Origin of the sequence: Chryseobacterium sp. G0162 (assembly GCF_003815715.1) — a bacterium.
GTDB lineage: Bacteria > Bacteroidota > Bacteroidia > Flavobacteriales > Weeksellaceae > Chryseobacterium.
Genome location: NZ_CP033922.1, coordinates 727,032 through 740,509, shown reverse-complemented (window position 1 = coordinate 740,509; position 13,478 = coordinate 727,032). Strand labels below are relative to the sequence as shown.

At 35.7% G+C, this 13,478-nt stretch carries 14 protein-coding genes and 1 pseudogene; 4 read left to right on the top strand and 11 right to left on the bottom strand.

Annotation, left to right across the window (positions count from 1 at the left end):
- Positions 1-81 precede the first annotated feature (81 nt).
- The 8 genes and pseudogenes from tnpA to EG344_RS03465 all read right to left on the bottom strand — a co-directional run bounded on the left by tnpA (position 82) and on the right by EG344_RS03465 (position 6,939).
- Positions 82-534: pseudogene (gene tnpA / locus EG344_RS23740) on the bottom strand (IS200/IS605 family transposase).
- A 98-nt stretch (positions 535-632) separates the two neighbouring features.
- Positions 633-1,343: a phosphoribosylanthranilate isomerase gene (locus tag EG344_RS03495; RefSeq protein WP_123908315.1), complete on the bottom strand. Its 711-nt coding sequence runs from the start codon at positions 1,341-1,343 to the stop codon at positions 633-635.
- Between the two features lie 65 nt (positions 1,344-1,408).
- Positions 1,409-2,182 carry an indole-3-glycerol phosphate synthase TrpC gene (trpC, locus tag EG344_RS03490; RefSeq protein ID WP_123908313.1) on the bottom strand — a complete coding sequence of 258 codons (774 nt, stop codon included), beginning with the start codon at positions 2,180-2,182 and terminating at the stop codon, positions 1,409-1,411.
- Positions 2,183-2,226: 44 nt separating this feature from the next.
- Positions 2,227-3,213, bottom strand: a complete 987-nt coding sequence (gene trpD, locus EG344_RS03485; RefSeq protein WP_123908311.1) for an anthranilate phosphoribosyltransferase — start codon at positions 3,211-3,213, stop codon at positions 2,227-2,229.
- A gap of 68 nt (positions 3,214-3,281) precedes the next feature.
- Positions 3,282-3,884, bottom strand: coding sequence for an anthranilate synthase component II (locus EG344_RS03480; RefSeq protein WP_123908309.1), 603 nt, complete (start codon positions 3,882-3,884; stop codon positions 3,282-3,284).
- Between the two features lie 35 nt (positions 3,885-3,919).
- Positions 3,920-5,347, bottom strand: coding sequence for an anthranilate synthase component I family protein (locus tag EG344_RS03475; protein ID WP_123908307.1), 1,428 nt, complete (start codon positions 5,345-5,347; stop codon positions 3,920-3,922).
- Positions 5,348-5,604: 257 nt separating this feature from the next.
- On the bottom strand, positions 5,605-6,249 hold the full coding sequence (locus EG344_RS03470; protein WP_123908306.1) for a hypothetical protein: 645 nt from the start codon (positions 6,247-6,249) through the stop codon (positions 5,605-5,607).
- 252 nt (positions 6,250-6,501) lie between these two features.
- Positions 6,502-6,939 (bottom strand): cupin domain-containing protein, encoded by a 438-nt coding sequence (locus EG344_RS03465; protein ID WP_228412849.1) that lies wholly within the window; start codon positions 6,937-6,939, stop codon positions 6,502-6,504.
- 219 nt (positions 6,940-7,158) lie between these two features.
- Here EG344_RS03465 and EG344_RS03460 point away from each other — a divergent pair, with 219 nt between their 5' ends.
- The 4 genes from EG344_RS03460 (at position 7,159) to lysS (ending at position 10,539) form a co-directional block, all read left to right on the top strand.
- Positions 7,159-7,377, top strand: a complete 219-nt coding sequence (locus EG344_RS03460; protein WP_123860088.1) for a hypothetical protein — start codon at positions 7,159-7,161, stop codon at positions 7,375-7,377.
- Positions 7,377-7,742 (top strand): c-type cytochrome, encoded by a 366-nt coding sequence (locus EG344_RS24125; protein ID WP_123860089.1) that lies wholly within the window; start codon positions 7,377-7,379, stop codon positions 7,740-7,742. Before EG344_RS03460 ends, EG344_RS24125 begins: the two co-directional genes overlap by 1 nt.
- A gap of 3 nt (positions 7,743-7,745) precedes the next feature.
- On the top strand, positions 7,746-8,669 hold the full coding sequence (gene rlmF, locus EG344_RS03455; RefSeq protein WP_185145586.1) for a 23S rRNA (adenine(1618)-N(6))-methyltransferase RlmF: 924 nt from the start codon (positions 7,746-7,748) through the stop codon (positions 8,667-8,669).
- A 172-nt stretch (positions 8,670-8,841) separates the two neighbouring features.
- Positions 8,842-10,539: a lysine--tRNA ligase gene (gene lysS, locus EG344_RS03450; RefSeq protein ID WP_123860091.1), complete on the top strand. Its 1,698-nt coding sequence runs from the start codon at positions 8,842-8,844 to the stop codon at positions 10,537-10,539.
- A gap of 36 nt (positions 10,540-10,575) precedes the next feature.
- Here the strand turns inward: lysS and EG344_RS03445 are convergent, their stop codons facing one another.
- From EG344_RS03445 to EG344_RS03435, 3 genes are read right to left on the bottom strand one after another with little or no spacing between them, the layout of a single operon-like run.
- Complete coding sequence (locus tag EG344_RS03445) at positions 10,576-11,091, bottom strand: ClbS/DfsB family four-helix bundle protein (protein ID WP_123908302.1); 516 nt, start codon at positions 11,089-11,091, stop codon at positions 10,576-10,578.
- A 6-nt stretch (positions 11,092-11,097) separates the two neighbouring features.
- Positions 11,098-12,102: a cytochrome d ubiquinol oxidase subunit II gene (locus EG344_RS03440; RefSeq protein ID WP_123860093.1), complete on the bottom strand. Its 1,005-nt coding sequence runs from the start codon at positions 12,100-12,102 to the stop codon at positions 11,098-11,100.
- The gene (locus tag EG344_RS03435; RefSeq protein WP_123908300.1) at positions 12,099-13,442 is read right to left on the bottom strand and encodes a cytochrome ubiquinol oxidase subunit I; all 1,344 of its coding nucleotides are present in this window, start codon (positions 13,440-13,442) and stop codon (positions 12,099-12,101) included. Before EG344_RS03435 ends, EG344_RS03440 begins: the two co-directional genes overlap by 4 nt.
- Between the last annotated feature and the right edge of the window lie 36 nt (positions 13,443-13,478).

The following is a 13,478-nucleotide window of genomic DNA, read 5'->3' as shown; positions in this document are numbered from 1 at the left end:
AATAATCAAAATTCATAAGGATTCTCGAAGGGACGACTTAACCCTAGCAAAGGATAAAATCCTTAGCCATAATCATTGCATCTAATCCCACAAAAATTTTTCATCATAATCCATTTTATGTTTTTCCAATATCTCCACAAGTTCATTTTTAAAATCCTGTTTTTGATGATGCTGGCGTTGATTTTTAATATATTTTGACACAATGTGAACATCTTTGTCACCTACTGAAAACGCACCATAACCATCCTGCCAAAAGAAATTCTCATATTTCCTGCCTTTTGTTTTGATCCATTTTGAGGAATGTGCCTTTATTTCCTGAACCAATTTCATTAATGCAATTTTCCTGGACAATCTACAAAGAATGTGAATATGATTGTCTGTTCAGCCAATCTGTAATGCATAGCTTTCAAAATCTTTACATAATGTAGCAATGTAGGCGTACAATTCATTTTCTATGTTTTCATCTATAAAATCATTCCGGTATTTTGTACTGAATACGATATGAATGTAATTTTTGACTAATGATTGTGGCATTTGTGTGTTTTTTGGTGGTTGGTATTTATGTTGTCATGAATGGGTTGGTCATTGATATATTGGTTGCTAATATTGATTGGAATGTTTCCAATTCTGGGTTAAATCGTCCTGTTGGGACTCTTTGGAATGATGGTTTTAAATTTTTTAATCCTGTTTACATCCTTATCACCCGGAGCTATCTCAAATTTTGAATTAATATCTAAGGCAAATGGCTTCTGTTTTAATCCTTCCATATTCTTGATATTCTCTTCTGAAATACCACCACTCAGGAAATAGGGTAGTAGAATATCAAAGTCATTTAATAAATTCCAGTCAAATAGTTGACCTGTTCCTCCAAATGCCTTGCTGTCTGTATCAAACAGGTAGTAGTTGATAGGTTGTAGGTTGTGGGTCGCCGCATTATCATTGAAGATCTTTGCTATTTTCTCTTTGTTTTCAGCTGTATTATTTCCGATTCTTATCACTTTGATGATTTTAACATCTGGGTTCAGTTGTTTTCTTAGTTCAGTAATTAGGCTGTCATCCTCATCACCATGCAATTGAATCAAATTAAGCTTTCCTTTTTCAGCTATTTCAACAATGGTTTCAATTTTTTCATTGACAAAAACCCCAACTTTTCCCTGATGATTAATCTGTGCAATATCTTCAATGCTCAAATGATTCAGAACATATCGTGGCGATTTTTCGTAAAAAATAAAGCCTAAGAAATCTGTATTGATGTCAATCAATTCCTGTATCTGGTCGAGATTTGTCAGACCACAGACTTTAAGGGCAGGAGAGGTGTAATGGGTTGCTTGCTGTTGGTTCATGATAGTTATAGACTTTTGATTATCCAGAGTGAAATCCATTTTCAAATTTTCAAATTGACACATTTTCAAATTAGTAAAGAAAACTCTTCAAATGCTTTTGCCGGATCTGTATTCCTCATAAAATATTCTCCCATCAGGAAACCATCAAACCCTTTTTCCTTTAAATATTTAAAATCTTCAAGATTATAAATCCCACTTTCTGCAATAGATAATGTGTCTTTAGGAAGTTGATCTTTTAGCTGAACAGAATGTTGTAAATCAACTTTAAAATCCTTTAAATTTCTGTTATTAATTCCGACTAAATCAATTTTAGAATTAAAATGTTTCAGTTCCTCTTCCGTATGAATTTCCAATAAAACTTCCAGATCCAATTCATGAGCCAATTCTGTAAACTCCTGAACTTGATTAGGAGAAAGACAGGCTGCTATCAGTAAAATAACATCAGCTCCCATGCTTTTGGCCTCATAAAACTGGTATTCATCAACCATGAAATCTTTTCGTAAAATTGGTACGCCAAGATGATTTCTTACGGCCAGAATATCATTAGAACTTCCTCCAAAAAAGTCATTATCCGTAAGAATGGAAATCCCACTTGCCCCAAAGTTCTCATAAGCAGAAGTAACTTCTAAAGGCTGAACTTTATCATTGATGATTCCTTTTGACGGAGATTGCCTTTTAAACTCAGCAATAATTCCGCTTTTATTTCTAATGGATTCTTTTAATGAAGAGCTCTTTCTTCCAAAAAATGCTGTATTTTTTAACTGATCGATGGAAATATTAGCCTTTGAAACCAAAATCTCTTCTTTTTTTCTTTCAATAATTTTATCTAGTATGGTCATGAGTAAAGATTAGAAATTAGAATGTTATTAGGTAAATTAAATTCTTAATTAATTAAAAGATCAAATGTTTTTAATGCTTTTCCACTTTCTAAGCTTTCCTTAGCCAACATAAGACAGTCCTCATACGTCCCGAATTTATGAGTATGATAAAGTGCTACGGATGCATTGGCTAAAACCACGGAGTTTTGTTGTTCCGTTCCTTTTCCTTCCAGAATATTCATGAAAATTTTTGCGGTTTCCTGAATGGTGTTTCCGGCCTTAATATCTTCTAAGGTTACAGGATTGAATCCTAAATCTTCTGCAGAATAGATTTCTTCACCTTTTTTGGTGATGATTTTGCTGTCGTGGGTAAGGCTGATCTCATCATAACCATCCAATCCATGAACTAAAATAAAATCCTTTTCCTCTTTTTGTAAAAGATATTGATAAATTCTTGCAATTTCCAGGTTATATACTCCAATCATGGAATATTGAGGTTTTGCAGGGTTTACCAAAGGCCCCAGAAGATTAAAGAACGTTCTTAATCCAAGGGATTTTCTCAATAATCCAACGGATTGAAGAGCAGGGTGGAAGTAAGGGGCATGTAAAAAGCAGATATTCGCTCTTTCAAGATCTTCATTCAGCTGCTCTGAACTGTTCTTGAACTGATATCCAAGTTCTTCCAGTACATTGGATGAGCCTGTAGTGGTTGAAGCCCCATAATTTCCGTGTTTTGTTACCTTCTGCCCGGCTCCGGCCACCACAAAGCTGGCCAATGTTGATATATTGATTGTGTTTTTTCCGTCACCTCCCGTTCCTACGATATCAATGGCATCACTGGAATCAATATGGATAGGAACCGCCATCTGCAACAGAGCTTCTCTAAAGCCTTCTAATTCTTTTAATGTGATATTTCGCATCAGAAAAACACTGATGAAGGCTGTAACTTCTGCTGCATTGAACTTGTTCTGAGCAATTTCAATCATCATGGCCTTGGCCTCAGACTTTGATAAGGTATTGTGATTGAACAGGTATTGCAATATTTCTTTCATTTGAGGAGTTTTTATGATGGATGGATCTTGTGTTGTTGTTTTCATACTTGGCTTACTTCATTAAACTTTTACTGATTTAAAAAGTTTCGGATGATTACCTCTCCGTCAGGAGTTAAAATACTTTCGGGATGAAACTGTACTCCATGTACATCATAGGTCTTATGCTGAAGGGCCATAATCATTCCGTCTTTATCAACTGCTGTAACTTCCAATTCATCGGGGAAGTTTTCAGGATTAACAGCCCAGCTGTGGTATCTTCCTACTTCAAGCCCTGATGCTAGATCTTTAAAAAGTTTGGTGTTTTCCTTTACCAAATCAGTAGTGGTAGCCACTCCGTGGAAAATTTCAGTCAGATTGATTAGATTTCCACCAAAAGCTTCTGCAATGGCCTGCTGTCCCAAACACACACCTAAAATACTTTTAGTAGAAGCATATTCTTTAATAAGTTCCAGTAAAATTCCTGCCTCTTCCGGAATTCCAGGTCCTGGAGAAAGTATGATTTTATCGTATTTTCCGACTTCTTCCAAAGTGATCTGGTCATTTCTTACCACATCTACCTTCTGATTCAGGATTCTTTCGATGATCTGAACAAGGTTATAGGTAAAGCTGTCATAGTTATCAAAAACTAGAACCTTAAGCGGTGATTGTTGAGTGTTGATATTGTTATTCATTTCTTTTTTGTTGAAGGTTAATTGATTTTTGATGCTTAGCTTTCTACGACAATTTTTTCTGCCTTTTCTACTGCTTTTTTCAGGGCATTTAATTTGTTATTGACTTCCTGCAACTCATTTTCAGGGACAGATTTTGCAACAAGACCGGCTCCTGCCTGATAATATAGTGTATTGTTTTTGCTTAAAAAGGTTCTGATCATAATGGCTTGATTGCAGGTTCCGTTTAATCCGACAATCCCTATACAACCTCCGTAATACCCACGGGAATCTTTTTCATATTGATTGATGAGTTGAAGAGCTTTATGTTTTGGGGCTCCACTTAAGGTTCCCTGAGGGAAAGTGGCAGAGATCATGTCTAGAGGATTGATTTGCTGGGGAAGGTCTGCTGTTACTTCACTTACCATGTGGATGACGTGAGAGAAAAGCTGAATTTCTTTAAGTTTAGTCACTGTTACATTTTTACCCAGCTTTCCAAGATCGTTACGAGCTAGATCTACCAGCATTGTGTGTTCAGCATTTTCTTTAGGATCATTCTTTAAGACTTCAATAGCTTGAAGGTCTGTTTCTAAATTCCCTGTTCTTTTGGAAGTTCCGGCAATCGGATGAATAATAGCTTTGTTGTCTTTAATGATTAACTGGCTTTCAGGACTTGATCCGAATAGTTTATAGTTTCCATAATCAAAATAAAACAGGTAAGGAGAGGGGTTGATGTTTCTTAGAGCACGGTAAACATTGAATTCATCACCTTTGAATTTCTGCTCAAATCTTCTGCTCAGTACCAATTGAAATACATCACCTCTCATACAGTGTTTCTGAGCTGTTTTTACCAATTCGATATAATCTTCATCAGTAATATTGGACGTTTCCTGACCGTTTTTTTCAAATGGATAGACTGGGGTATTTTGATTTTTAATGAGGTTTTCTAAAAGATGTAGTTCAGATTTTACACCATCCATTTGGTTTTCAATAATATGCATTTCGTCATTGAAGTGATTGATGGCAATTACATATTGGTATAATCTATATCTCAGAATTGGAATTTCTACTTCCGGACTTTGTGCTTTTAAATTGATGTTTTCAAAAAACTGTACCGCTTCAAAGCTTGTATATCCGAAAAGGCTCTGTGCAGTTTGTTCAATAGGATCATTGGTTTTTTCACAATCAAAAATAGTACGGAACTCTTCAAATATCTCAGAGATATTGCGCTCCATAATGAATTGCTTTACCGGAGCAGAGTCAGGAAGTTTGATTTCAAATTCATTTAAGTTTTTTACTTCAATTCCTGCAACGGCATTGATGGCTATAAAGGAAAAGTTGTTATCAATACTTTTTGAATCTGAGCTTTCCAGAAGGATCGTGTCTCTGAATTTGTCTCTGATCTTAAGATAAATATTCATTGGAGTATGAAGATCTCCAAGAGTTTTTTTCGAAACGGTTTTTATTTTGATTTTTTGTGTAAACATCTGCTGTTTTATTTTTTTTAGATTGTAGGAATAAAAAAAGGCTTTAACGGTATCCGTCAAAGCCTTATATTGTGTATTGTTTTACTTATATCTGCTGTTTGTTTAGCAACATGACAATAACTTCAGACCCGACGAAGAGTTTGAAAGCCACCACCAAATATTGTTGCTCATTGTAAACATTGGGACAAATGTAGAAATTTTTTTAATACAAAAAACAAAAAATTCAAAAAAATAAAAAACTTAATATTAAAGTAATTCTATTTCAGTTGTTTAAGTTCTTCTTTGAGCTCTTCCAGCTTTATTTTATAACTTTCTTCATCATAAGATGCCGTATAACCTTCCAATGCTTTGATATATTCTGCAATGAATTCTTTATTGGTTCTGTCTGCTTCATATTTAATTCTTGCAGAGTTTACCGGAGCCAGTTTTGAGTATTTAAGGACTGCTTTTCCTTCCTCGGACTGATTATAAAGAATAACGATATTTTTTTCGTATCCCGGAATGTATTTTACAGGAAAAGGAATCTCTACTGGAGGGATCCTGATGGTATTTTCAATAGGATAGATCGTTGCGCTTGTGGTAGAGAAAAATGTTGAAACATATTTCCCATCCTGTTTTTTAACAACTGCCTCATAATCGTGAATGTACATGTCATTCAATGTAGAATTGGTTTCTACATCGGAAGTAATAATAGCGGTACTTTCTATACCATATTGATTCAGAAACCAGGCATTTAGAAACTGTCCGCAAAATCCATTTAAAATAGAGAGAGGAATTGCCAGAATTAAAAACCATGCTTTTTTAGTGAGGTAGGATAGTAATCCAAAAATCAGAAAAAGAAGGATCACCGTATAAAAGCCGTGATGGCTGGTGAAAAACAGTATTTTCGAAATTAAAACCATAACTTTTATCTTATCATCAAAAATCTATTTAAAATTATAAAAAAAATTAAGAGTACAATGGGTATTTTGAAGTTAAGATAATGGAAATTAATTTGTAAAAGTAAATAGCCTATAATACTAAGTTCACAATGAGCTTATATCACAGCAATAAACAGTTCAGAAAGGTATTTTATTTAGAAAGACACTATTTTTTGGCTAAGCGAAATGATTATGTAATCAGAAAGACTCTGTGTGAACTTAGTGGCTTTTAATTTAATGTACCGGTTCTGAAATAGGTATATCGGGAGATCCACTGTAGAAGACAATTAACGTTGCTCCTTTATCTCCGGTTTTGCCTCTGTGGGCAATGTTCACCATTTCCGGAAGTACTTCGCCTTGTCTTATCCATTGTGTTTTACCATCTTCCTTCTTTTCAATCTGAATTTCACCTTTTTCTATATAGGCTGCGTTAATCACCGGATGTTTGTGCCAGTCTAAAGCTTTATGAGGTGGGACGGAAATTTTAAGTACAGAAATTTCAGGTTGTCCACTCGGATAGTTGGGGTACAATGTTCCTTCCCATGATTTTGTCGTTTTTAATAAGGTTACGGATTCGATTTTATCAGAATATTCAGAGGATTGAATATCTGATGAAGAATTGTCACAAGACAATGAAAGGGCAGTGAGTGCAACAAAAAGAGTTTTACTCAATAAATTCTTTTTAGTCATAAGTTCAAATTAATAGTTATGTTTTGGTGTAAACAATTAATATCACAAAAGTAATAAGTGAATTTAAATTTCCCTAGTATTTGAATTATTATTTTTATATGTTGAATTAAGTATTGTTGTTTAAAAATATTATTCAAAGAAAACATTTGTCATAAGCTGAAACGTTTATTTTTTATATTTTTGCTTTCAAATTAGAAAAAAATGAAAAAAGTATTCGCAATCGCATTTATTGGAGGTTTATTATTAGCTAGCTGCTCTAAAAAAGCTGATCACTCATTACAGGACAGCAACACTATGCTTGAAGAGCCAGAAGCAACTACAGTGGTAGATTCAACTGCTAAAACTGCTGCTCCGGCTGCTGCAACTCCGGCTACCCCTGCTCCTGAAGCTGCTAAAACAGATTCTACAGCGAAGAAATAATGAAAAACTTATTTTTGGCAGGAGCTTTAGGTCTTCTGATCTTTTCCTGTTCTAAAAAAGAAAATACAACAGAGGTAGCGTCTTCAGATGCTGCATCAGCTCCAGCTCAGTCCAATCTTTCCGGTGATCAGATCATGGAAACATTGGACTGTTCGGGGTGCCACTCTGTTAATGAGAGAATGATAGGACCTTCTTATCAGGAAATCGCAGCCAAATATTCTGACAAGGATATTGAGTTGTTGGCTTCCAAAATTATAGAGGGCGGCAGTGGAGTTTGGGGAGGTGTCCCTATGGCTGCTCATCCACAGGTGTCTAAAGAAGATGCCAAAAAAATGGTGGAGTATATTCTAAGCCAGAAAAAATAAAAAATGTCCACAGAAAAATCTAGTCTGCATACAAGAAATCTGCACCGTAATCCTTATGATTTTGATCGGCTTATTTCTTGTGTGCCAGAACTGAAACATTATGTTTTTGTGAATATTCATGGGACAACAACTATTAATTTCAGCATTCCTCAAGCTGTAAAATTACTCAACAAGGCTTTATTATTCCATTTTTATAATGTTAAAGATTGGGATATTCCCGACACCAATTTATGTCCACCTATTCCTGGTCGGGCAGATTACATTCATTATATTGCTGATCTGTTAGCAGAAAAAAATGGTGAAATTCCAACCGGCACTTCTGTAAAAGGACTTGATGTTGGAGTAGGAGCAAACCTCATTTATCCTTTGATTGCCCATAAATCTTATGGTTGGAAGATGCTTGGGACGGATATCAATGAAGATTCTTTAAAAAATGCACAATATATCCTGGATCAGAATCCGGATTTGTCCTCATCAATTGAATTGAAACATCAGCCTGATTCCAAGTATATTTTCAAAAATATACTAAATCCTGAAGACCGGTTTACATTTTCTATGTGTAATCCCCCTTTTCATGATTCAAAAGAATCTATGATAAAAGGAAATCTTCGAAAAACAAAGAATTTAAATAAAGGAAAAGACAGGAAAACGTTGCTCAATTTTGGGGGACAACAATCAGAATTATGGTGTGAAGGCGGAGAATTGAAATTCATTACCAATATGATTAATGAAAGTGCTCAATATTCATCACAGATTCTTTGGTTTACTTGTCTGGTTTCAAAAAAAGAAAATTTATATAAATTAACTACCCTTTTAAAGAAAGTAAAGGCTGTAGAGGTGAAAACCATTGATATGGCTCAGGGACAGAAAATAAGTAGAATATTGGTGTGGACATTTATTCCTCAACAGAATAGGAAAAGCTTTTAAAGTTCAAGTCTAAGGCTTAAAGTTAATAACACATCAATTTATATCTCTTATTTCAATACCTCATATCCCGTATCTCAACTCCATTCCGACTGACATTTTAAAATTTCTGAAAAAATCAATTGACGGTCAACTCAAAAATGCCTAAATTTGTACGCTTTTAGAAAAATAAGAAATGCAATTATCAGAACAAGAAATCATTAGAAGAGAAAAGCTGAATAAGCTTACTGAAATGGGGATTAATGCGTTCCCTGCGGATGAGTATACCATTACAGATACTACAGAATCTATAAAACAGGACTTTTCTGAAAGTAAACAGGTGAAGATCGCTGGTAGATTAATGTCCCGCAGAATTCAAGGGAAGGCTTCTTTTGCAGAATTGCAGGATTCTAAAGGAAAAATTCAGGTTTACTTCAACAGAGACGAGATTTGTCCGGGAGATGATAAAGAATTATATAACGAAGTATACAAACACCTTTTAGATATTGGTGATATCATCGGTATTGAAGGAGAATTGTTTACTACTCAGGTAGGAGAAAAAACGGTTTTAGTAAAGAATTTTACGCTTCTTACTAAAGCTTTACGTCCACTTCCTCAGGCAAAAACAGATGAAAACGGTGTTGTACACGACGGATTTACAGACCCTGAATTAAGATACAGACAGCGTTATGTAGATTTAACAGTAAATCCACAAGTGAAGGAAATCTTCGTGAAGAGAACAAAATTGTTCAATGCGATGAGAACTTTCTTCAATGATGCAGGATATTTTGAAGTGGAAACTCCAATTCTACAATCAATTCCTGGTGGAGCAGCGGCTAAGCCTTTCATCACGCATCACAATGCATTAGATATTCCATTATATTTAAGAATTGCTAACGAATTATATCTGAAAAGATTGATCGTAGGTGGTTTTGACGGAGTATATGAATTCTCTAAAAACTTCAGAAACGAAGGAATGGACAGAACTCACAACCCGGAGTTTACAGCTATGGAAATCTATGTAGCTTATAAAGACTACAACTGGATGATGGATTTCACTGAGAAATTATTGGAATTCTGTGCTATTCAGGTAAACGGAACTACAACAGCTACGTTTGGAGAACATGAAGTAGATTTCAAAGCTCCTTATCCAAGAGTTTCTATGACTGAAGCAATCCTGAAATTTACAGGTTTCGATATCACTGGAAAAACAGAGAAGGAATTATATGATTTCGCGAAGTCTATTGGAATTGAGGTGAATGAAACGATGGGTAAAGGGAAATTAATTGATGAGATCTTCGGTGAGAAGTGTGAAGGAAACTTCATCCAGCCGACTTTCATTACAGATTACCCGGTTGAGATGTCTCCATTGACTAAAAAGCACAGAAGCAAAGAAGGTTTGACTGAGCGTTTTGAATTAATGGTATGTGGAAAAGAAATTGCCAACGCCTATTCAGAGCTTAATGACCCAATTGATCAGAGAGAGCGTTTTGAAGCTCAAATGGCTCTATCTGAAAGAGGAGATGATGAAGCAATGTTTATCGATCAGGACTTCTTAAGAGCCCTTGAATATGGTATGCCACCAACTTCAGGATTAGGAATCGGTATGGACAGATTAATTATGTTCTTAACGAACAATGCCTCTATCCAGGAAGTATTATTCTTCCCTCAGATGAGACCGGAGAAAGCAGTTCCTCAAATTGAACTGGGAGAAGATGAAAAAGTAATTCTTGAAATTCTTAATTCTCAGGAAGAAGCAATGTCTTTGGCTGAAGTAAAAGAAAGAAGCCAGTTATCTGGTAAAAAATGGGATAAAGCTTCTAAAACTTTGACAAAGAATAATATTGTGAAAGTAGAGAAGATTGATGAGAATCTATTGATGAAACTAGCTTAGTTTTATACATCATAATAATAAAAAACCGGTACAGAATTATTCTGTATCGGTTTCTTTTTTCCATTTTCTTAGCTGTGACCTGAAATTTTTAAAAGGGGCAACTGTATTGATATGGATCCATTTCCAAACGGGCCATTTAGCTGATGTTGTTGCCCATTTTCTCTGTTCAGGAACAAATAGGGTATTATCATTAAGACTTTCAATCCATTTTATGATTTCATTGACTTGCTTTTTTAGGAGTTCTCTTTGATCTGATAAGCTATAGGAGCCATATTGTTCATAGAAAGACTGGTATAATCCTTTTAAATTATTCCATTTGTATTCTGGAGTTGGTGTTTTTACTTCAATTCCTTTTTTCTCATCAGATTCCCATTGAAGGATGAGATGTGTCCAACCAATTTGATAAGATATATTTTGGGATGGAGTTTTATCCACTCCTGGTTTTAACAGATCTTTTTCAGCTTCTTTAATATCATCAAACTCCTGATCATAAAGATGGTATCTTGTTTTGATCTCTTCAATAAGCTCTGTTTTGTCCTTATAACTTTGCATATTTACTTATTTTCTCAGCTTACTGAATGAAGCCATCAGGTAAAATAAAAACGGAAGAATAAATAATGAACCTAGCATCAATGCCCATCCCAATGCAGAAATAGTCTTGGGAGGTGCCATATGTTCTAACAGTGAAAGATGTTGCCCATTACCTAATAAGATAATATCCGGGTTGTGCTGATAAGTTGCCGCCACAAGGATCATAACCATTTGAAAGCCTGCCAGAGCTCTTACAGGAAGTAATTTCTGGTTGTTGAGAGCTCTTAAAATAAGCAATAAAGCAACCGTGGCAAAAGCAATCGCCATGATTCCTAAAGGTTTTGAAAATACCCAGGTTAAAAGAGGAATATCCGAAAGGTAAGCTGTAGCGAATACAAGAACTCCTGTAATGACAACAAAGATCATTGTTTGTTTTGATTTTCTGATCATTAATAGCAATTCTTCTTTCCCACGGGTTTCTCTCAATGAAAAGATAGAGGCAAGATAAGCACACAATGCTACAGTGAATAAACCTACAGAAACTCCAAACCAATTCAGCCAGCTGTAAACATACAGATCCAAAAAGGTAGTAGCATCAGGATTGATAGAATATGAAACCGTTGCTGCTGCAATTAATCCCAAAAAGAATGGGGTTAAAAGACTGGCATAATAGAAAATCTGAGTATATAAAACCTGCCAGTTGTCCTTTACTGCATCATAGTGCCTGAATGTAAAGGCTGTTCCTCTTGCAATAATTCCTACAAGCATTAAGACTAAAGGAATATGAAGGTAGGTAGACATTGTAGTATAAATCTCAGGAAAGCCCACAAAAAGGATAACAATGGCAATAATCAGCCACATGTGATTGGCTTCCCAGACGGGGGCAATTGATTCATACATAATTTCATGAGTTTTATGGCGGGCTTTTTTATTCGTAAAAAGTTCTACAATACCTGCCCCAAAGTCAGCCCCGCCCAGAATAATATAAAGACAGATGGAAAGCCAGAGAAATCCTATAACAATGTAGATCATGATTTTTTGTTTTTATCGTTAAACTGTGGGTCTGTTGGATCGTAAAGTCTAGGGACCATTTGGACTTGTCTTCTTAAAAGGAAGATCAGAATCAATGATAAGGATATAAAGATTGCGGTGAAAAAATAGAATGAATACTGTATTCCCGGCATTGGGGTTACGGCATCTATTGTTCTCATCACTCCATAAATAATCCAAGGCTGTCTTCCTACTTCAGTAACAGTCCATCCTGCTTCCAGGGCAATATATCCAAATGGAGTAGCAATTAGAAATGTTTTTAATAACCAGTTTTTGGTCAGCCATTCCTTTTTAAAGAAGAAAGCATAAAGATATACTGTTCCTATGCAGATCATTATTACTCCAAAGAAAATCATAATCTGAAAAGCATAATGGGTAACCGCTATCGGTGGCCATTCGTCTCTTGGGAAGTCTTTAAGCCCTTTTACTTCAGCATTGAAATCATTGCTTACCAGAAAGCTTAATACTTTGGGGATTTTAATTGCATATTTTATTTCCTCCTTCTCCTCATCAGGAATTCCACCAATTACAAAGGCAGCCCCTTTTTCCGTTTCAAAGTGAGCTTCCATAGCTGCTAATTTGATAGGCTGCCTTTCTGCAACAGACTTTGCAGCTACATCTCCACTTAAAGGGGCTCCAAACGCTCCAATTAGAGCAAAACCCACTGCAATTCTGAATGCTTTGGTATGAAACTCCACATTCTTTTTTCGCATAATTAAAAAGGCATGAACTCCGGCTACTGCAAATCCTGTAGCACAAAAAGCAGCAACGGTCATGTGAAGAGCCTGTGGAAACCATGCATCATTAAACATGGCTTTAATAGGATCTATATTAAGGTATTGTCCGTTAATATAATCGAAACCGGCAGGAGAGTTCATCCAGGCATTGGCGGCTACTACTAAAATACCGGATGCCAGCCCGCTTACTCCTACAAGAAAACCGCAGAACCAGTGAAACCACTTATTGAACTTATCCCATCCATATAAGAAGAATCCAATGGCGATGGCTTCAATAAAGAAAGCAGTACCTTCTAATGAGAAGGGCATTCCGAAGATAGGACCTGCGTGTTTCATAAATCCGGGCCATAAAAGTCCCAGCTCAAAGGAAAGCATCGTTCCTGATACAGCACCGGTAGCAAATAAGATCGCAACTCCTTTGCTCCAGGCTTTTGTGAGGCCTTTATACACTTCATTTTTGGTTTTCAGGTATTTCCAATGGGCAAAAGCCATTAAGAAAGGCATTACCATTCCCACACAGGAGAATATGATATGGAAGCCCAGAGAAAGCGCCATCTGGGCGCGGGCAGCTATAAAATCATCCATAATATCAACTTTTCAGTAAATAAATTTACGCATAAA

What these genes read in the sequence shown, in the direction of transcription:
- EG344_RS03495 (WP_123908315.1), bottom strand. Translation starts at nt 1,343, where the DNA reads ATGAACCAACAGCAAGCAACCCATTACACCTCTCCTGCCCTTAAAGTC.
- trpC (WP_123908313.1), bottom strand. Translation starts at nt 2,182, where the DNA reads ATGACCATACTAGATAAAATTATTGAAAGAAAAAAAGAAGAGATTTTG.
- trpD (WP_123908311.1), bottom strand. Translation starts at nt 3,213, where the DNA reads ATGAAAGAAATATTGCAATACCTGTTCAATCACAATACCTTATCAAAG.
- EG344_RS03480 (WP_123908309.1), bottom strand. Translation starts at nt 3,884, where the DNA reads ATGAATAACAATATCAACACTCAACAATCACCGCTTAAGGTTCTAGTT.
- EG344_RS03475 (WP_123908307.1), bottom strand. Translation starts at nt 5,347, where the DNA reads ATGTTTACACAAAAAATCAAAATAAAAACCGTTTCGAAAAAAACTCTT.
- EG344_RS03470 (WP_123908306.1), bottom strand. Translation starts at nt 6,249, where the DNA reads ATGGTTTTAATTTCGAAAATACTGTTTTTCACCAGCCATCACGGCTTT.
- EG344_RS03460 (WP_123860088.1), top strand. Translation starts at nt 7,159, where the DNA reads ATGAAAAAAGTATTCGCAATCGCATTTATTGGAGGTTTATTATTAGCT.
- EG344_RS24125 (WP_123860089.1), top strand. Translation starts at nt 7,377, where the DNA reads ATGAAAAACTTATTTTTGGCAGGAGCTTTAGGTCTTCTGATCTTTTCC.
- rlmF (WP_185145586.1), top strand. Translation starts at nt 7,746, where the DNA reads ATGTCCACAGAAAAATCTAGTCTGCATACAAGAAATCTGCACCGTAAT.
- lysS (WP_123860091.1), top strand. Translation starts at nt 8,842, where the DNA reads ATGCAATTATCAGAACAAGAAATCATTAGAAGAGAAAAGCTGAATAAG.
- EG344_RS03445 (WP_123908302.1), bottom strand. Translation starts at nt 11,091, where the DNA reads ATGCAAAGTTATAAGGACAAAACAGAGCTTATTGAAGAGATCAAAACA.
- EG344_RS03440 (WP_123860093.1), bottom strand. Translation starts at nt 12,102, where the DNA reads ATGATCTACATTGTTATAGGATTTCTCTGGCTTTCCATCTGTCTTTAT.
- EG344_RS03435 (WP_123908300.1), bottom strand. Translation starts at nt 13,442, where the DNA reads ATGGATGATTTTATAGCTGCCCGCGCCCAGATGGCGCTTTCTCTGGGC.